Source organism: Burkholderia sp. R-40 (assembly GCF_049942845.1).
In the GTDB taxonomy this organism is placed as follows: domain Bacteria; phylum Pseudomonadota; class Gammaproteobacteria; order Burkholderiales; family Burkholderiaceae; genus Burkholderia; species Burkholderia ambifaria.
The window spans coordinates 1,105,593-1,122,683 of sequence record NZ_CP187967.1; the positions used below are offsets into that span (position 1 = coordinate 1,105,593).

The window sequence follows — 17,091 nt, forward strand, 5'->3', positions numbered from 1 at the left end:
TGGCTCCCCGACCTGGGCTCGAACCAGGGACCTACGGATTAACAGTCCGGCGCTCTACCGACTGAGCTATCGGGGAATAAATCGGTACATCTGCTTGGTTTGTTTCCAACAAGAAACCCGCGCACATTCAACGGGCCTTTGCTTTTTTGGCTCCCCGACCTGGGCTCGAACCAGGGACCTACGGATTAACAGTCCGGCGCTCTACCGACTGAGCTATCGGGGAACAAACAACAACAGCAGAGAAACGAGATTGTATGGAGCGTTGGCTAACCTGTCAACACCTTTGAGCGGCGGGGCGCAAAAAATATTGCGCGGCGCCGCTGCGCGATCAGCGCTCGAGCAGGTGCAGCTTTTCCTGCACGTCCTTCCACTCGTCCGCGTCGGCCGGTGCCGGCTTGGTCTTCGTGATCGACGGCCAGTTCTTCGCCAGCTCGGCGTTCAGCTCGGTGAACTGCTGCTGGTCGCCCGGAACGTCTTCTTCGGCATAGATCGCATTGGTCGGGCACTCGGCGACGCACACGGCGCAGTCGATGCACTCGTCCGGATCGATGGCGAGAAAGTTGGGACCTTCACGGAAGCAATCCACCGGGCACACATCCACGCAGTCCGTGTATTTGCACTTGATGCAGCCTTCGGTCACAACGTGAGTCATTAAAACGCTCCTGCTTGGCGGTATATATGGGGTGGCGTTTGCGCCAAAAGCGGCATTGTAACTGAAGCGCAAAACCCGCATGACGTGGTCGGCTTTCCGGCTTATATCGTTTCGTGATTAGTTTATGGGGCCGACGGGGGGCGCCGCGCGTGCGCCGGCCGCGGCCCGCCCGGAGCGGGCAGGCGCGCTTTCACGATGGTCCGGCCCGCATTCGGGTAACATGGCCGACAGACCGGGCGGCGCGCGGTGTGCCGGACCCTGTCTCGATATTGGCGGTGCCGTAATCATGATCATCACTTCGCTGCTCGACACGGATCTCTACAAGTTCACGATGATGCAGGTCGTCCTGCATCACTTTCCCGCCGCAAACGTCGAGTACCGGTTCCGGTGCCGCACGCCCGGCGTCGATCTCGTCCCGTACATCGACGAGATCCGCGACGAGGTGCGCGGCTTCTGTTCGCTGCGCTTCACCGACGTCGAACTCGACTACCTGCGGCGGATGCGCTTCATCAAGAGCGATTTCGTCGACTTCCTCGCGCTGTTCCACCTGAACGAGAAGTACATCTCGATCACGCCTTCGCCGAAGGGCAACGGCGAGATCGACATCGTGATCGAGGGGCCGTGGCTGCACACGATCCTGTTCGAGATCCCGGTGCTCGCGATCGTCAATGAAGTCTATTTCCGCAACACGCAGCGCGAGCCCGACTATCGCGAAGGCCGCGAGCGGCTGCGCGAGAAGATCAAGCTGCTCGGCGCGAAGCCCGAGTTCGCCGACTGCAAGATCGCCGACTACGGCACGCGCCGACGCTTCTCGAAGGTGTGGCACGAGGAGGTCGCGCTGACGCTGCGCGACGGGCTCGGGCCGCAGTTCGCGGGCACGAGCAACGTGTTCTACGCGATGAAGCACGAGCTGACGCCGCTCGGCACGATGGCGCACGAATACCTGCAGGCATGCCAGGCGCTCGGCCCGCGCCTGCGCGATTCGCAGACTTACGGTTTCGAGATGTGGGCGAAGGAGTATCGCGGCGACCTCGGGATCGCGCTGTCGGACGTCTACGGGATGGATGCGTTCCTGAACGACTTCGACATGTACTTCTGCAAGCTGTTCGACGGCGCGCGCCACGATTCGGGCGATCCGTTCGAGTGGGGCGAGCGCATGCTGCGCCACTACGAGGCGAACCGCTGCGACCCGCGCACCAAGGTGCTCGTGTTCTCGGATGCGCTCGACATTCCGAAGGTCATGCAGCTGTACGAACGATTCCGCAACCGCTGCAAGCTCGCGTTCGGCGTCGGCACCAACCTCACGAACGATCTCGGCTACGTGCCGCTGCAGATCGTGATCAAGATGGTCCGGTGCAACGGCCAGCCGGTCGCGAAGCTGTCGGATTCGCCGGGCAAGAGCATGTGCGACGACCGCGCGTATCTCGCGTACCTGCGCCAGGTGTTCGGCATCGCGCAGCCGGCCGACGACGACGCATCGCAGTAGGCGTCGGCCGTTCGGCCTGGTGCGTCGCGGCGAGGGCGGCCGGTATAATCCGACGATATCGCACGCTCATGTCACGAGGACCGTTCATGGACACTTCCGCTGCCCGTCGCCAGATCCTCGCACGCATTCGCGCGGCGCAAGGACGCGCGCCCGAACCCGATGCAGCGGAGCGCGACGGCGTCGCCGAGTATCTCGCTCGCCATCCCGAAGGGCCGCGCCCGCCGATGCCGGCCGACCTCGTCGCCGCATTCGTCGACGAAGCGGCGCGCCTGTCGACGACGGTCGACGAAGTCGCGACGCTGGCCGATGCGCCCGCCGCCGCCGCCCGCTATCTTGCCGCTCACGGCCTGCCGATGCAGGCCGTCGCCTGGCGCACGCTCGCCGAGCTCGACTGGGCCGGCGCGGGCCTGTCGGTCGAATGCCGCAAGCCGCGCGAGGGCGACCTCGTCGGCCTGACCGGCTGCTTTTGCGCCACCGCCGAAACGGGTGCGCTGGTGCTGTTGTCCGGCCCCGACACCTACGCGTCGGCCGCGCTGCTGCCGGAGACGCACATCGCGATCGTGCCGGCGTCGCGGATCGTCGCGGGCCATGAAGATGCATTCGCGCTGATTCGCGCGGAGCGCGGCGAATTGCCGCGTGCAGTCAATTTCGTATCGGGGCCGTCGCGCACGGGCGATATCGAGCAGACCATCGTGCTGGGCGCACACGGCCCGTACCGCGTTCACGCGATCGTCGTGCGCGGCGCATGACGCGCGCGCCGGCTTCATCCTCACTCGACTCACTCGCACAAGGAAGTTCTGCATGAAACGACATGCCGCCTGGGCGGGCATGGCGTCGGGAGCCGCGCTTGGCGCGCTTCCCGCGCTCGCATCGGCCGCCACGCTCGACGGTGCCACGCTGTCCGCACTCTGGGGTATCCCGTTCGCCGGGATCCTGCTGTCCATCGCGGTGTTCCCGCTCGTCGCGCCGGTGTTCTGGCATCACCACTTCGGCAAGATCGCCGCGGCGTGGGCGATCGCGTTCCTGGCGCCGTTCGCGGTCGCATTCGGCGCCGGCACGGCGTTCGGTACGCTCGTGCACGCGCTGCTCGAGGAATACATCCCGTTCATCGTGCTGCTGACCGCGCTCTATACGGTCGCCGGCGGCATCTGCGTCAACGGCAACCTGCACGGCACGCCGAAGCTGAACACCGCGATCCTCGCGCTCGGCACGCTGCTCGCGAGCGTGATGGGCACGACGGGCGCCGCGATGCTGCTGATCCGCCCGCTGCTGCGCGCGAACGACAACCGCAAGCATGTCGTGCACGTCGTGATCTTCTTCATCTTCCTCGTCGCGAACGCGGGCGGCTCGCTGTCGCCGCTCGGCGATCCGCCGCTGTTCCTCGGCTTCCTGAACGGCGTGAGCTTCTTCTGGACGACCACGCATCTCGCGCTGCCGATGCTGTTCATCTGCGCGGTGCTGCTGACGCTGTTCTTCGTGCTCGATACGTACTTCTACCGGAAGGGCGGCGAGGAGCGGCCGGCCGCGCTCGACCCGACGCCCGACGGCGGCGCGCTGTCGATCGACGGCAAGGTCAACTTCGTGCTGCTCGCGGCCGTGATCGGCCTCGTGCTGATGAGCGGCATCTGGAAGCCGGGCATCACGTTCGACGTGTGGGGCACGCACGTCGCGCTGCAGAATCTCGTGCGCGACGTTGCGCTCATCGTCGTGGCGCTCGCGTCGCTCGCGCTGACACCGCGCTCGGCGCGCGAAGGCAACGCATTCAACTGGGCGCCGATCGAGGAGGTCGCGAAGCTGTTCGCCGGGATCTTCGTGACGATCGCGCCGGTGATCGTGATCCTGCGCGCGGGTGCGCAGGGCGCGTTCGCGCAGATCGTCCATCTCGTCACGGGCCCCGACGGCAAGCCGATCGACGCGATGTACTTCTGGGCGACGGGCCTGCTGTCGTCGTTCCTCGACAACGCGCCGACCTATCTCGTGTTCTTCAACCTCGCGGGCGGCGACGCGCAAGCGCTGATGACGACGGGCGCGACGACGCTTGCCGCGATTTCCGCGGGGGCGGTGTTCATGGGCGCGAACAGCTACATCGGCAATGCGCCGAACTTCATGGTGAAGGCGATCGCGGAGTCGCGCGGCGTGAGGATGCCGAGCTTCTTCGCGTATCTCGGCTGGGCGCTCGTGATATTGGTACCGGTATTCCTGCTGACGTCGTGGCTCTTCTTCCCGGCGTAGGCTGACGATTTTCAACCAAGCGTGGACGGTTCCGGCGGCGCACGATGCGCCGCGTTCCGGCCGCGGCATGCGGAGATGGCGATGCAGAAGATCCTGGTCGCACGTCCGATCTTTCCGGACGTGATCGAACGGCTCGAACAGTATTTCGAAGTCGACTGGAACAACGGCGACGCGCTCGCCCCCGACGCGCTTGCCGCGCGTCTTGCCGACAAGGACGGCGCGCTGACGGCGGGCGACCCGATCGGCGCGGCCGCGCTTGCGGCGGCGCCGCGCCTGCGCGTCGTGTCGAACATGGCGGTCGGCTACAACAACTTCGACATGGCCGCGTTCAACGCGGCGAACGTGCTCGGCACCAACACGCCCGACGTGCTGAACGAGTCCACCGCGGATTTCGGCTGGGCGCTGATGATGGCGGCCGCGCGCCGGATCGCCGAATCCGAGCACTGGCTGCGCGCCGGGCACTGGCAGAAGTGGGCGTACGACGGTTTCCTCGGCAGCGACATTTACGGGTCGACGCTCGGCGTCATCGGCATGGGGCGCATCGGCCAGGCACTCGCACGCCGCGCGCGCGGCTTCGGGATGCAGGTGATCTATCACAACCGGTCGAGGGTCGCACCGGAGATCGAGGCTGAGCTGAACGCCGAATACGTGGCGAAGGACGCGCTGCTGGCGCGCGCCGATCACGTCGTGCTCGTGCTGCCGTACACGAAGGAGAACCATCACACGATCGGCGCGGCCGAGCTCGCGAAGATGAAGCCGACCGCGACGCTGACCAACATCGCGCGCGGCGGCATCGTTGACGACGCGGCGCTGGCTGCCGCGCTGCGCGACGGGACGATCGCAGCGGCCGGCCTCGACGTGTACGAAGGCGAGCCGAGCGTCCATCCGGCGCTGCTCGAGGTGCCGAACGTCGTGCTGACGCCGCACATTGCGAGCGCGACCGAGAAGACACGCCGCGCGATGGCGAACCTCGCGGCCGACAACCTGATCGCCGCACTGGGCGTTGGGCCGCGCGCGGGGCAGCCGCCGAATCCGATCAACCCTGACGTGATCGGGAAGTCGCGCGCATGACGACGATGTTGTTGCTGGCGGCGGTCGTCGTGCTGGCCATCGCGCTCGCGGTGGCGATCGTCGCGCTCGTGCGCGGCGGCGGCCGCCACGACGATGCGGCCGTGCTCGGCGACCAGATCGAGGACGCCGCGCACGCGCAGGCGCTCGCGGTCGAACGGCTCGAACGCGAGCTGCGCGGCGAGATCGTCGAGAACGCGCGCGGCTCGCGCACCGAGCTGGCCGGCAGTTTCTCGCAGCTTCAGCAGACGCTCGCGACCCAGCTGACGAGCATCGCGACCGTGCAGAACAACCAGATCGACGGTTTCGCGCAACAGCTCGGCAAGCTCGTCGCCGGCAACGCGCAGCAGTTCGACGCGATGCGCGAGAGCGTGCAGCGTCAGGCGCAGCAGGCGCGCGAAGAGCAGACGGTCGCGCTGCGCCTGTTCGGCGACACGCTGAACAGGCAGCTCACGCAACTTACCGAGGCCAACGATCGCCGGATCGGCGAAGTGCGCGCGACGCTCGAGCAGCGGCTGAAGGAAATCGAGACGAACAACGCGGCGAAGCTCGAGGAGATGCGCCGCACCGTCGACGAGAAGCTGCATGCGACGCTCGAACACCGGCTCGGCGAATCGTTCAAGCTCGTGTCGGACCGGCTCGAGCAGGTGCACCGCGGGCTCGGCGAGATGCAGACGCTCGCGGCCGGCGTCGGCGATCTGAAGAAGGTGCTGACCAACGTGAAGACGCGCGGCACCTGGGGCGAGGTGCAGCTCGAGGCATTGCTCGAGCAGATGCTCACGCCCGACCAGTACGCGAAGAACGTCGCGACGGTGCCGAGGAGCAGCGAACGTGTCGAGTTCGCGATCCGGCTGCCGGGCCGCGCCGCCGGGACGGGCGACGCGCCGCCGGTGTGGCTGCCGATCGACGCGAAATTTCCGCGCGAGGACTACGAGCGGCTGATCGATGCGCAGGAACGTGCCGATTCGGTGGCGGTGGAGGAAGCGGCCCGTGCGCTCGAGGCGCGCGTGCGGATGGAGGCGAGGACGATCGCCGAGAAGTACGTCGCACCGCCGCATACGACCGATTTCGCGCTGCTGTTCCTGCCGACCGAGGGGCTCTTTGCGGAGATCCTGCGCCGCCCGGGGCTGACCGACATGCTGCAGCGGGACTATCGCGTGACGGTGGCCGGGCCGACTACGCTGACCGCCTTGCTGAACAGCTTGCAAATGGGCTTTCGCACGCTCGCGATCGAGCAGCGCTCGAGCGAAGTGTGGCAGGTGCTCGGCGCGGTGAAGACCGAGTTCGGCAAGTTCGGCGATGTGCTTGCGCGCACGAAGGCGCAGCTCGAAACGGTCACGCGCTCGATCGAGGCGGCCGAGCAGCGCACGCGCGTGATGAACCGCAAGCTGAAGCAGGTCGAGGCGTTACCGGGCGATACGGCGGCCGGGCTGCTGGGTGCGGAAGTCGCGGACGGCGCAGACGGTGCCGATGCGGACGAGGCATGACGCATGACGTGTGCGGCCGTAACCGGCTGAAACGAAAAACGGGCGCCGTGGCGCCCGTTTTTTTGCAGCGGCGACCGGCATGGCCGGCCCGCGTTCAGCGTGCGGCGAGCGCGTCCAATGCGTCGCCGGTTACGCGCACGATGCGCCACTCCGGCAGCACGGTCGCGCCCATCTTCTCGTAGAAATCGATCGCCGGCTGGTTCCAGTCGAGCACCGACCATTCGAAGCGCGCGCAGCGGCGTTCGACGGCGAGTGCCGCGAGGTGCTGCAGCATCGCGGTGCCGAGACCCGTGCCGCGCTGCGACGGCTGCACGTACAGATCCTCGAGATACAGCCCGCGACGGCCGAGAAACGTCGAATAGTTGTGGAAAAACAGCGCATACGCGACGATCGCGCCGTCGCGCTCGGCCACCAGCGCTTCGGCGGCCGGGTGCGCGCCGAACAGTGCGTCGGCCAGATCGGCGTCGCTCGCGACGAACAGGTGCGTGAGTTTCTCGAACTCGGCCAGCTCGCGCATCAGCGCGAGGATCGCGCCGACGTCGCGCGCTTCGGCCGCGCGGATCAGCGGCGTGCCGCTCAAGCTTCCTCCGGCGGATCGGACAGCACGATCTCGATGCCGCCGAAGCGCGAGGCGACCCAGTTGTAGGCGTGGCAGGCGATCCACAGCAGCACGAAACCGAGGATCGCGTTCAGCAGCAGCGCGCTCAGGATCGTGCTCAGCTCCACCATCCCGTAGCGGACGTACGCGACCAGGATGCCGAGCAGCACGATCGGCACGCTGAACGTCAGGTAGACGAGGATCAGCGCCTTTGCGGTCTGCCCCGCGGCGATCGACGAGATTTGTTTCTTCATGTGCGGATTGCCCCCGTAGAGATATATCGATTGGAATTCAGATCAGGCCGTCGAGCGGCAGGATGTCGACCGGGGCGCCCGCGTCGACTGTCGCGCAATCGTGGCCCAGGACGATGAAACAGTTGGCGGCCGCGAGACCGCTCAACGATGCGGAACTCTGCGAACCGGCCGGCGCGACGTGCCACTGGCCGTCGGCGGCACGCGTCGCGATGGCGCGCAGGTATTCGGTGCGGCCCGGACGCTTTTTCAATGCCACGGTGCTGAGCGCCGTGTACGTCGCCGGCGGCGGCGTGTGCGCGCCAGCCAGCGTCAGCAGCGCGGGGCGCACGATCGCGTAGAACGTCACGGCGGACGCGACCGGGTTGCCGGGCAGCCCGAAGAACAGCACGGGGCCGGCGCCGTCGCCCGCGCGCGAAAGCGTGCCGCACGCGAGCGGCCGGCCGGGTCGCAATGCGAGGCTGGCGAAGGTCACGTCGCCGAGCCGCGCCATCACGTCGCGCGTGAAATCGGCTTCGCCGGCCGATACGCCGCCCGACGTGATCACCGCGTCGGCCCGTGCGTCGGCGGCATCGCGCAGCGCGCGTTCGAGCGCGGCCGGATCGTCGCGGACGATGCCGAGATCGAGCGCGTCGATGTGCAGCCTTTCGAGCATCGCGACCAGCATCGCGCGATTGCTGTCGTACAGCGAGCCGCGGCCGAGCGGCTCGCCCGGTTCGCGCAGTTCGTCGCCGGTCGAGAACACGGCGACGCGCACGCGGCGGCGCACCGTGACTTCGCGCAACCCGAACGACGCGAGCAGGCCGAGATCGGACGGGCGCAGGATGCGGCCGGCGGCGAGCGCGCAGGCGCCGCGCGCGAGATCCTCGCTGGCCCGGCGGCAGTTTGCGCCGCGTGCGACGTCGTGTGCGGCGAAGCGGATCACGTCGCCGTCGACGCGCACGCGCTCCTGCGGAATGACCGTGTCGCACCCGGCCGGCATCGGCGCGCCGGTCATGATGCGAATGCACGTGCCGGCCGTCACGGATCCGTCGAACGGATGGCCGGCGAACGCCGTGCCGGCGACCGTCAGCGTGATATCGGCGGCCGCTGCCGGCGCGCCTGCGCCGCCGTCGAACGCATAGCCGTCCATCGCCGAGTTGTCGTACGCGGGGATGTCGAACGGCGCGTTCACGTCGACCGCGAGCACGCGATCGAGTGCGTCATGCAGCGACACCGTGTCGCACGCGTCGACCGGCACCGCAAACCGGCACGCGAGCGCCTGCGCGTCGGCGAGCGACAGCGGGGCGGCGGAATCGGGTGCGGTTCGGGAGGCGGGCGAGGATTGCGTGATCATCAGTCGGACTGCGCCGCAAGGCGTATCGGGTTCGTGGCCGGTGGCGCGCGGACGGCGCCTGAGCGCGAAGGCGCATGCGGCGGGCGGGAACGGATGCCGGTGCCGTCAGCGGCGGGCAAGCGCGGCGAGTTCATGCCAGGAATTGGCATTGTAAAACGCACGCTCGTCGCGAAACTCGACTTCGACCGTCTTGTGGCGTGCGTACCACGCACGGACCTTCCGCTCGCCGGCCGCGAGCGCGGCGGCGAGATCGTCGGCAAGCGACGTGCGCAGCAGCGCGAAGGTCGGCTGCGGCGAACGCGCGTGCTGCGCGTCGACGGTCACGGCCATCGCGATGTCGGCCCGCTGCGCGTCGAGCGCCGCATGCAGCCGCGCGACCAGGTCGGCCGGCAAATAGGGCGTATCGCACGGCGCGCACGCGACGAGCGGGGCGCGCGCCGCCCGCATGCCGGCGAGCAGCCCCGCGAGCGGGCCGGGGAAATCGGCTGTTTCGTCCGCGACGATGCGCGCGTCGAAAGGCGCACCGAGCTCGGCGTAGCGATCGGCGTTGCGATTCGCGCTGATCAGCGTCTCGTCGACTTGCGGCGAGAGCCGGCGCAGCACGTGCAGCGCGAGCGGCGTGCCGTCGAGCAGCTGCAGGCCCTTGTCCGCGCCGTCCATGCGCGTGGCACGGCCGCCCGCGAGCAGCAGGCCGGTGATGGAGGGCGACGGGGAAGCGGACATCTCGGGAAGTCGGCTGGGGCGGCGCGCGTCAGCCGCCGATGTACGACATTTCGACGCGCTTGCCGGCGCCGTCGGGCGCGGCGTCGGCGGCCGCGCTGCCGCGCAGCTGCGAATAGCGGTCGGTGCGGGCCTGCCAGATCCGGGCGATCGCGGTCGCGATCTCGGCGTCGCTGGCGCCGCCGCGCACCAGTGCGCGCAGGTCATGGCCCGTCGATGCGAACAGGCACAGGTACAGCTTGCCTTCGGTCGACAACCGGGCGCGCGTGCAGTCGCCGCAGAATGCCTGCGTGACGCTCGAGATCACGCCGATCTCGCCCCCGCCGTCCGCATAGCCCCAGCGCTGCGCGGTTTCCGCCGCCGTGTGCGCGTCGAGCGGCACGAGCGGGAACCGCTCGGCGATCCGCGCGACGACGTCCGCGGACGGCAGCACCTCGGTCATGTTCCAGCCGTTCGACGTGCCGACGTCCATGTATTCGATGAAGCGCAGGATCACGCCGGTGCCGCGGAAGCGCTCGGCCATCGGCAGGATTTCGCTATCGTTGGTGCCGCGCTTCACGACCATGTTGACCTTGACGGGCGCGAGGCCCACGGCCTGCGCGGCGAAGATGCCCTCGAGCACGTCGGCGCTCGCGAAGTCGGCGTCGTTCATGCGCTTGAACAGCGTGTCGTCGAGCGCGTCGAGGCTGACCGTCACGCGCGTGAGGCCGGCGTCCTTCAGCGCGCGCGCCTTGCGCGCGAGCAGCGAGCCGTTGGTGGTCAGCGTCAGGTCGAGCGGGCGGCCGTCGTGAGTCGTCAGGCGCGCGAGACGCTCGATCAGGAATTCGAGGTTCTTGCGCAGCAGCGGCTCGCCGCCCGTGATCCGGATCTTTTCGACGCCGTGGGCGACGAACAACCGCGCCACCCGCTCGATCTCTTCGTGCGTGAGCAGCGCGCTGTGGGGCAGGAACGGGTAGTCCTTGTCGAACACGTCTCGCGGCATGCAGTACACGCAGCGGAAGTTGCAGCGGTCCGTCACCGAGATGCGCAAGTCGCGCAGCGGCCTGGCGAACCTGTCGGCCAGCGCGCCGTCGGGGGTATGCGCGACGCCGGAGATATCCGGCATCCCGCTGACGTCGGCGAGGGGAATGATGCGTCGGGACATGTTGAAAGAAGTGCGAGTCAGGCCTCTATTTTAGCCGCAAGCGGCCGGCCGGGCCGGGGGGCGGAAACCCGCAGCGCGGAAATGAAAAAGCCCGCCGGAGGCGGGCTTTTCCTGGTCGTGCGATGCGCCGCTTAGCGGTGCGTTTCGACCTGCTGCATCGGGGTCGGGTCGACCGGCGGCTGCGCCTTGCGCTCGCGCGGCACGCGGGCCGGACGCGGCAGGCGCGACGCGGCTTCCTGGGCAGCGCGGAACTTGTCGGCGTCCGTGTTCACCCACACGAGACCGGCTTGCTCCAGCACGGCATCGAGGCTCGCCGAAGCAGGCGCGGCGGCCGGCTGGGCGGGCGCCGGAGCCGGAGCCGGTGCGGCAACGGTTTCGGCCGGTGCGGCTTCGACGCGAGCCGGTTCGACGTGAGCCGGTGCGACCGGTGCCGGAGCAACGGGTGCGGGAGCGACCTCAGCTGCCACGACCGGTGCCGGTGCGGCTTGCTCGACGGGCGCGGACTGCGGCGCTTCGACAGCAGCCGGTGCGGCCGGCACTTCGAACGCATCGGTCGGCGAAACCGCGACCGGAGCCGGGCCGGCTTCCGATTCAGCGGCCGGCGTGACCGGTGCCGGTTCGGCTGCCGGTGCGACCGGGGCGGGCTCGAGCGGTGCGACCGGCGTCGCTTCGACACGAACCGGTGCCGTTTGCGACTCGACCGCGGCCGGTGCGACCGCTTCGGCACGCTCCTCGACTTCGGCTTCCGCAACCGCGGCGCCTGCTGCCGAAACGGCTGCCATGGACGCCACGGCGACCGGTGCGGCCGTACGGGCCGGCTCGACCGCGTTCGGGGCTTCCGTCGTCACGGCGTGCACGGGGCCTTCGCCGTCCGCGCCTTGCTCGGCATGCTCGACCACCGAGCCTTCGTCCTCGCGCTCGCGACGACCACCGCGGCGGCCGCGGCGGCGACGGCGACGTTCCTCGCCGTCACGTGCGCCGGCTTCCGCGTCGGCACCGACATCGGCGCCCGGCAGGGCCGCGACGGCCTGGTCGGCTTCGGCTTCCGGATGGTTTTCGCCACGGTTGACGGTCTCGAGCGTCGCCGCGTGCTGCACCGGCTTGCGGCGCTCACCACGCTCGCGACGTTCGCCGCGTTCCTGGCGCTCGCCGCGGCCGCCGGCCTCGACGGCTTCCGGCTGCTCGACGCGCTCGCGCGGTTCGCGGTTCTCGCGCGGCTCGCGGCTCTCACGGCTTTCACGCGGCTCGCGGCCTTCGCGCGGGCCACGGCCCTCACGACCTTCGCGACCCTCACGGCTTTCGCGCGGCTCGCGGCTTTCACGCGGTTCACGACCCTCGCGCGGTTCACGCGGTTCACGCGGCTCGCGAATTTCCTTGCCTTCGCGTTCCTGGCGTTGCGACTGGCCACGGCCTGTCGCTGCCTGGTCGCGGCCACCCTGAGCCTGCTGGGCGCCGCCGCGGCGGTTGCGGTTGCGATCGCCGCCGCGCTGCTCGGTCTTCTCGGTCCGCTCGCGGGCCGGGCGGGCAGCCTGTTCCTTCGCCGGTGCCGGTGCAACCGGCGCGGGCGCCGGGGCCGGCGACATGCCGAACAGACCCTTCAGCCAGCCGATGAAGCCGCCGTTGCTTGCCACGGCGACCGGGGCGGGCGCCGCCGCAACCGGCTCGGCCGGGCGCTGCGGTGCCGCGCTCGGCGCCGGGCGCTCGGGCGTGATGCCCTTGACCGCCGCTTCCTGCTTCGGCTTCACGTCGGCCGTGCGCTTGCTGTAGCCGGTTTCCGACTCCAGTTCGCGGGCGGCTTCCTCGGCCATCTTCCAGGACGCGCGCGGATCGTCGAGGCGCGCGTCGTCGTGACGCAGGCGCTCGAGCTTGTAGTGCGGCGTATCGAGGTGCTTGTTCGGGATCAGCACGATGCCGACCTTGAAGCGCGACTCGATCTTGTTGATTTCCTGACGCTTCTCGTTGAGCAGGAAGGCGGTCACCTCGACCGGCACCTGGCAGTGGATCGCCGCGGTGTTTTCCTTCATCGCTTCTTCCTGAATGATCCGCAGGACCTGCAGCGCGGACGATTCGGTATCGCGGATGTGGCCGGTGCCGTTACAGCGCGGGCACGTCACGTGGCTGCCTTCCGACAGCGCCGGACGCAGGCGCTGGCGCGACAGTTCCATCAGGCCGAAGCGGGAGATCTTGCCCATCTGCACGCGCGCACGGTCGTGCTTGAGCGCGTCCTTCAGGCGTTGCTCGACTTCGCGCTGGCTCTTGGCCGACTCCATGTCGATGAAGTCGATCACGATCAGGCCGCCGAGGTCGCGCAGGCGCAGCTGGCGGGCCACTTCGTCCGCCGCTTCGAGGTTCGTGCGGGTCGCCGTTTCCTCGATGTCCGCGCCCTTGGTCGCGCGCGCCGAGTTCACGTCGATCGCGACGAGGGCTTCGGTGTGGTCGATCACGATCGCGCCGCCGGACGGCAGCGGTACCGTGCGCGAGTAGGCCGTCTCGATCTGGTGCTCGATCTGGAAGCGGGAGAAGAGCGGCACGTCGTCGTGGTAGCGCTTCACCTTCGACACGTTGTCCGGCATCACGATGTCCATGAACGCACGGGCCTGATCGTGGATCTCGGTCGTGTCGATCAGGATTTCGCCGATATCGGGCTGGAAATAGTCCCGGATCGCGCGGATCACGAGGCTCGATTCCAGATAGATCAGCATCGGCTGGCCGGCATTGCCGCTTTGCGACGCCGCTTCGATCGCGCGCCACAGCTGCAGCAGATAGTTCAGGTCCCACTGCAGTTCCTCGGCGCTGCGGCCGATGCCCGCGGTGCGGGCGATCATGCTCATGCCGTCCGGAATCTGCAACTGCGCCATCGTTTCGCGCAGTTCCTGGCGCTCGTCGCCCTCGATCCGGCGCGACACGCCGCCGCCGCGCGGATTGTTCGGCATCAGCACGAGGTAGCGGCCGGCGAGCGAGATGAAGGTCGTGAGGGCGGCGCCCTTGTTGCCGCGCTCTTCCTTCTCGACCTGAACGATCAGTTCCTGGCCTTCGCGCAGCGCATCCTGGATGCGCGCGGAGCGCATGTCGATGCCGTCCTTGAAGTACTGGCGGGCGACTTCCTTGAACGGCAGGAAGCCGTGGCGGTCTTCGCCGTAGTTGACGAAGCACGCTTCGAGCGACGGCTCGATACGGGTGATGACACCTTTGTAGATATTGCCTTTGCGCTGTTCGCGCCCGGCTGTCTCGATGTCGATGTCGATGAGCTTTTGCCCATCGACGATGGCGACGCGCAGCTCCTCCTGCTGCGTCGCATTGAACAGCATGCGTTTCATGAACGACTCCAGGCGGCTCCGCTGCCGGCGCCTCGCGGTTGTCAGTCGCGAAGGCGGGAACGACGGCAGGCCGCACCTTGTTGTGTTGTCACAAGCACGCTGGAGCGGGAAGGATGGCGGGGAGAATTGCCTGAAGAGGCGCTTGGGCCCGAAAGACGGGGCCGGCGGCCGTTGGGCACCTGCGAATACGGTTTCAAAGCACGGCGTTCACACACCGCACGCTGCACAAGCGCGCTAAGCCTGAGTCCGGGCATCGCCACGGGCGCGCACAATACGTCGCGCGCGCCGACGGGCGGCAGATGCTGCGGCTTGGGCCGCAGCGGGGAGTATCGAATCCAACCCGACTTTCCCGCTTGGGGTGTACTTCCCTGGTTTGACGTCGCCAAGCCCCGCACCTTCGCGGGGCCAAATCAGGCGCAACGCCGTAATTTTCGCAACCGGCAGCCTGCGGACGCACTTCGCGCCGTCGGGCTACCGATCAAATTCTTTTCAACCAACTTTCCGTTACCGCGGCGCCTTGCCGACCGAATCCGCCTGTGGGCGCGATCCTTGCCGACGGGCGGCGCCGTGCGTGCAACTTGCTGCATCTCTTTGATTAGGGGCGAGCAGCGGACCCCCGGCGCAAGTAAAATAGCGGTTTGCGCTTGCGCCTTGCCCGATTCAGCCGGGGCCGGCCTGTCAGGCTACCCTCAACGTCAGGCTGGGCAAAATTATATTCAGTATGAATGAGTTAGGCAAAATATCCCAGAATTCAGTCGCAAGCGGCCAGGTATCGATGCTCGAGATCGACGAAAACTCGGCCGGTCAGCGGATCGACAACTTCCTGTTGCGCGTCTGTAAAGGCGTGCCCAAAAGCCATATTTACCGGATCCTGCGCAGCGGCGAAGTGCGCGTGAATAAGGGTCGGGTCGATGCCCAGTATCGTCTCGCGTTCGGCGACATCGTCCGCGTGCCGCCGGTGCGGGTGGCGGCGGCCGATCTCGCGCGCGCCGACACGCCGATCGTGCCGCCCGCGCAGTTCGAGGTGCTGTACGAAGACGATGCGATGCTCGTCATCAACAAGCCGGCCGGCGTCGCGGTGCACGGCGGCAGCGGCGTCGCGTTCGGCGTGATCGAGCAGATGCGCCAGGCGCGTCCGCGCGCGAAATTCCTCGAGCTCGTGCACCGGCTCGACCGCGAGACGTCCGGGATCCTGATGCTCGCGAAGAAGCGCACGGCGCTCGTCGGCCTGCACGAGCAGATCCGCGAAAACCGGATGGACAAGCGTTACTTCGCATGCGGACACGGGGAGTGGCAGGCCGACTGGGGCCGCCGCCGCGCGGTGAAGGCGCCGCTGTTCAAGTATTCGACCGCGGAAGGGGAGCGGCGCGTGCGCGTGCAGGACGACGGCCTGCCGTCGCACACGGTGTTCAACCTGCTCGAGCGCTGGCCGGATTACGCGCTGGTCGAAGCGGAACTCAAAACGGGCCGGACCCATCAGATCCGGGTGCACCTCGCGCATCTCGGCCTGCCGATCGCCGGCGACGCCAAGTACGGCGATTTCGCACTGAACAAGGCGCTGGCGCGCGCGAACGCGCAGCCGTCGCTGAAACGGATGTTCCTGCATGCGCACCGGCTGAAGCTCGCGCACCCGCTGACCGGCGAGCCGCTGCAGTTCGACGCGCCGCTGCCGGACGAATGCCGCCGCTTCCTCGATCAACTCAGCGCTTTGCGCGATAACGCATGACTCGCATGGCCCGACAGCAATTTGACCTGATCGTCTTCGACTGGGACGGCACGCTGATGGATTCGACTGCGCACATCGCGCACAGCATCCAGGCCGCGTGCCGCGATCTCGGCCTGCCCACGCCGTCGGACGAGGCGTCCCGCTATGTGATCGGCCTCGGGCTGCGCGATGCGCTGCGCATTACTGCTCCGACCCTCGATCCGTCCGACTATCCGCGGCTGGCCGAGCGTTACCGCTTTCACTACCTGCTGGACGATCAGCGCATCGAGTTGTTCGCCGGCGTGCGCGAACTGCTCGCGGAATTGCGCGATACGGGTTACCTCCTGGCGGTCGCGACCGGCAAGGGCCGGGTCGGGCTGAATCGCGTGCTGGACCAGTCGAAGCTGACGAGCCTGTTCGATGCGACGCGCTGCGCGGACGAAACGTTCTCGAAGCCGCACCCGGCGATGCTGCACGAACTGTCCCGCGAATTGGGGCAGGATCTGGCGCGTACCGTGATGATCGGCGACACCACGCACGACCTGCAGATGGCGGCGAGCGCGGGCGCAGCCGGCGTCGGCGTGTCCTACGGCGCGCATACGGCCGAGGCGCTGGCCGCGCTGACGCCGCGCTTCGTCGCGCCGGACGTCGTCGCGCTGGCGGCGTGGCTGCGGGAGCACGCATGAGCGCGGCGCCGGAAGCCGTGCGCGTGTGCGCATCGGACGCCTTGACCGACGGCGGCGCCGGCGTGCGCGTCGACGCGACGCTGCGCGGCGAGCAGGCGGTCGTGTTCTTCGTACGCTACGACGGCCGTGCGTACGGCTACCTGAACCGCTGCGCACACGTGCCGATGGAGCTCGACTGGGCCGAAGGGCAGTTCTTCGAGTCGTCGGGCCTTTACCTGATGTGCGCGACGCACGGTGCGATCTACGCGCCGGACACCGGCAAGTGCGTCGGCGGCCCGTGCCGCGGCGGCCGCCTGCGGCCGGTGGAGGTCGACGAGCGCGACATGCCCGATGGCCGTGCGGTATTCTGGGTGCCCGATGCCGACCTGCGTCCCGCCGCTTCGACTCCTCCCGCCACGACCGACTGACG

Annotated in this window: 15 protein-coding genes and 2 tRNA genes; 8 read left to right on the top strand and 9 right to left on the bottom strand. The window is 68.3% G+C overall.

Going from position 1 to position 17,091, the window contains the following annotated elements; all coding sequences use genetic code 11:
- The 3 genes from ACP26O_RS05125 to fdxA all read right to left on the bottom strand — a co-directional run bounded on the left by ACP26O_RS05125 (position 1) and on the right by fdxA (position 652).
- Positions 1–76: transfer RNA gene (locus ACP26O_RS05125), tRNA-Asn, on the bottom strand.
- A gap of 71 nt (positions 77–147) precedes the next feature.
- Positions 148–223, bottom strand: a tRNA-Asn gene (locus ACP26O_RS05130).
- A gap of 105 nt (positions 224–328) precedes the next feature.
- Complete coding sequence (gene fdxA / locus ACP26O_RS05135; protein ID WP_006753067.1) at positions 329–652, bottom strand: ferredoxin FdxA; 324 nt, start codon at positions 650–652, stop codon at positions 329–331.
- A 286-nt stretch (positions 653–938) separates the two neighbouring features.
- Here fdxA and pncB point away from each other — a divergent pair, with 286 nt between their 5' ends.
- The 5 genes from pncB (at position 939) to ACP26O_RS05160 (ending at position 6,925) form a co-directional block, all read left to right on the top strand.
- Complete coding sequence (gene pncB, locus ACP26O_RS05140; protein WP_175664045.1) at positions 939–2,138, top strand: nicotinate phosphoribosyltransferase; 1,200 nt, start codon at positions 939–941, stop codon at positions 2,136–2,138.
- Positions 2,139–2,224: 86 nt separating this feature from the next.
- Positions 2,225–2,887: a LutC/YkgG family protein gene (locus ACP26O_RS05145; protein ID WP_175701243.1), complete on the top strand. Its 663-nt coding sequence runs from the start codon at positions 2,225–2,227 to the stop codon at positions 2,885–2,887.
- A gap of 52 nt (positions 2,888–2,939) precedes the next feature.
- Positions 2,940–4,370: a sodium:proton antiporter gene (locus ACP26O_RS05150; protein WP_175664043.1), complete on the top strand. Its 1,431-nt coding sequence runs from the start codon at positions 2,940–2,942 to the stop codon at positions 4,368–4,370.
- An 81-nt stretch (positions 4,371–4,451) separates the two neighbouring features.
- Positions 4,452–5,441 carry a 2-hydroxyacid dehydrogenase gene (locus tag ACP26O_RS05155; protein WP_175664042.1) on the top strand — a complete coding sequence of 330 codons (990 nt, stop codon included), beginning with the start codon at positions 4,452–4,454 and terminating at the stop codon, positions 5,439–5,441.
- Positions 5,438–6,925: a DNA recombination protein RmuC gene (locus tag ACP26O_RS05160; RefSeq protein ID WP_175664041.1), complete on the top strand. Its 1,488-nt coding sequence runs from the start codon at positions 5,438–5,440 to the stop codon at positions 6,923–6,925. The genes ACP26O_RS05155 and ACP26O_RS05160 overlap by 4 nt, the downstream gene beginning before the upstream one ends.
- Positions 6,926–7,019: 94 nt before the next feature.
- Here ACP26O_RS05160 and ACP26O_RS05165 read toward each other — a convergent pair whose 3' ends face one another.
- The 6 genes from ACP26O_RS05165 to ACP26O_RS05190 all read right to left on the bottom strand — a co-directional run bounded on the left by ACP26O_RS05165 (position 7,020) and on the right by ACP26O_RS05190 (position 14,291).
- Positions 7,020–7,505, bottom strand: coding sequence for a GNAT family N-acetyltransferase (locus tag ACP26O_RS05165; protein WP_175661035.1), 486 nt, complete (start codon positions 7,503–7,505; stop codon positions 7,020–7,022).
- Positions 7,502–7,777, bottom strand: coding sequence for a hypothetical protein (locus ACP26O_RS05170; protein WP_006401288.1), 276 nt, complete (start codon positions 7,775–7,777; stop codon positions 7,502–7,504). The genes ACP26O_RS05165 and ACP26O_RS05170 overlap by 4 nt, the downstream gene beginning before the upstream one ends.
- A gap of 37 nt (positions 7,778–7,814) precedes the next feature.
- A complete protein-coding gene (glp, locus tag ACP26O_RS05175) occupies positions 7,815–9,110 on the bottom strand; it encodes a molybdopterin molybdotransferase MoeA (protein ID WP_175664040.1) in 1,296 nt (431 codons plus the stop codon).
- A 105-nt stretch (positions 9,111–9,215) separates the two neighbouring features.
- Positions 9,216–9,833: a molybdenum cofactor guanylyltransferase MobA gene (gene mobA, locus ACP26O_RS05180; RefSeq protein ID WP_175664039.1), complete on the bottom strand. Its 618-nt coding sequence runs from the start codon at positions 9,831–9,833 to the stop codon at positions 9,216–9,218.
- A gap of 28 nt (positions 9,834–9,861) precedes the next feature.
- Positions 9,862–10,974: a GTP 3',8-cyclase MoaA gene (moaA, locus tag ACP26O_RS05185; protein WP_175656048.1), complete on the bottom strand. Its 1,113-nt coding sequence runs from the start codon at positions 10,972–10,974 to the stop codon at positions 9,862–9,864.
- Between the two features lie 131 nt (positions 10,975–11,105).
- A complete protein-coding gene (locus ACP26O_RS05190; RefSeq protein WP_175664038.1) occupies positions 11,106–14,291 on the bottom strand; it encodes an Rne/Rng family ribonuclease in 3,186 nt (1,061 codons plus the stop codon).
- 721 nt (positions 14,292–15,012) lie between these two features.
- Here ACP26O_RS05190 and ACP26O_RS05195 point away from each other — a divergent pair.
- The 3 genes from ACP26O_RS05195 to ACP26O_RS05205 are packed head-to-tail and all read left to right on the top strand — an operon-like array spanning position 15,013 to position 17,089.
- Entirely contained in the window at positions 15,013–16,017 is a 1,005-nt protein-coding gene (locus ACP26O_RS05195) for an RluA family pseudouridine synthase (RefSeq protein WP_105833442.1), read from the top strand.
- A 5-nt stretch (positions 16,018–16,022) separates the two neighbouring features.
- Positions 16,023–16,682 carry an HAD-IA family hydrolase gene (locus ACP26O_RS05200; RefSeq protein ID WP_041491125.1) on the top strand — a complete coding sequence of 220 codons (660 nt, stop codon included), beginning with the start codon at positions 16,023–16,025 and terminating at the stop codon, positions 16,680–16,682.
- Positions 16,679–17,089, top strand: coding sequence for a Rieske (2Fe-2S) protein (locus ACP26O_RS05205; protein WP_126227395.1), 411 nt, complete (start codon positions 16,679–16,681; stop codon positions 17,087–17,089). Before ACP26O_RS05200 ends, ACP26O_RS05205 begins: the two co-directional genes overlap by 4 nt.
- Positions 17,090–17,091 lie beyond the last annotated feature (2 nt).

Excerpts from the sequence above, each read along its gene's own strand:
- pncB (WP_175664045.1), top strand. The coding sequence starts at position 939 with ATGATCATCACTTCGCTGCTCGACACGGATCTCTACAAGTTCACGATG.
- ACP26O_RS05190 (WP_175664038.1), bottom strand. The coding sequence starts at position 14,291 with ATGAAACGCATGCTGTTCAATGCGACGCAGCAGGAGGAGCTGCGCGTC.
- fdxA (WP_006753067.1), bottom strand. The coding sequence starts at position 652 with ATGACTCACGTTGTGACCGAAGGCTGCATCAAGTGCAAATACACGGAC.
- ACP26O_RS05150 (WP_175664043.1), top strand. The coding sequence starts at position 2,940 with ATGAAACGACATGCCGCCTGGGCGGGCATGGCGTCGGGAGCCGCGCTT.
- ACP26O_RS05170 (WP_006401288.1), bottom strand. The coding sequence starts at position 7,777 with ATGAAGAAACAAATCTCGTCGATCGCCGCGGGGCAGACCGCAAAGGCG.
- ACP26O_RS05195 (WP_105833442.1), top strand. The coding sequence starts at position 15,013 with ATGAATGAGTTAGGCAAAATATCCCAGAATTCAGTCGCAAGCGGCCAG.
- ACP26O_RS05160 (WP_175664041.1), top strand. The coding sequence starts at position 5,438 with ATGACGACGATGTTGTTGCTGGCGGCGGTCGTCGTGCTGGCCATCGCG.
- ACP26O_RS05155 (WP_175664042.1), top strand. The coding sequence starts at position 4,452 with ATGCAGAAGATCCTGGTCGCACGTCCGATCTTTCCGGACGTGATCGAA.
- ACP26O_RS05205 (WP_126227395.1), top strand. The coding sequence starts at position 16,679 with ATGAGCGCGGCGCCGGAAGCCGTGCGCGTGTGCGCATCGGACGCCTTG.
- moaA (WP_175656048.1), bottom strand. The coding sequence starts at position 10,974 with ATGTCCCGACGCATCATTCCCCTCGCCGACGTCAGCGGGATGCCGGAT.
- ACP26O_RS05145 (WP_175701243.1), top strand. The coding sequence starts at position 2,225 with ATGGACACTTCCGCTGCCCGTCGCCAGATCCTCGCACGCATTCGCGCG.
- ACP26O_RS05200 (WP_041491125.1), top strand. The coding sequence starts at position 16,023 with ATGGCCCGACAGCAATTTGACCTGATCGTCTTCGACTGGGACGGCACG.
- mobA (WP_175664039.1), bottom strand. The coding sequence starts at position 9,833 with ATGTCCGCTTCCCCGTCGCCCTCCATCACCGGCCTGCTGCTCGCGGGC.
- glp (WP_175664040.1), bottom strand. The coding sequence starts at position 9,110 with ATGATCACGCAATCCTCGCCCGCCTCCCGAACCGCACCCGATTCCGCC.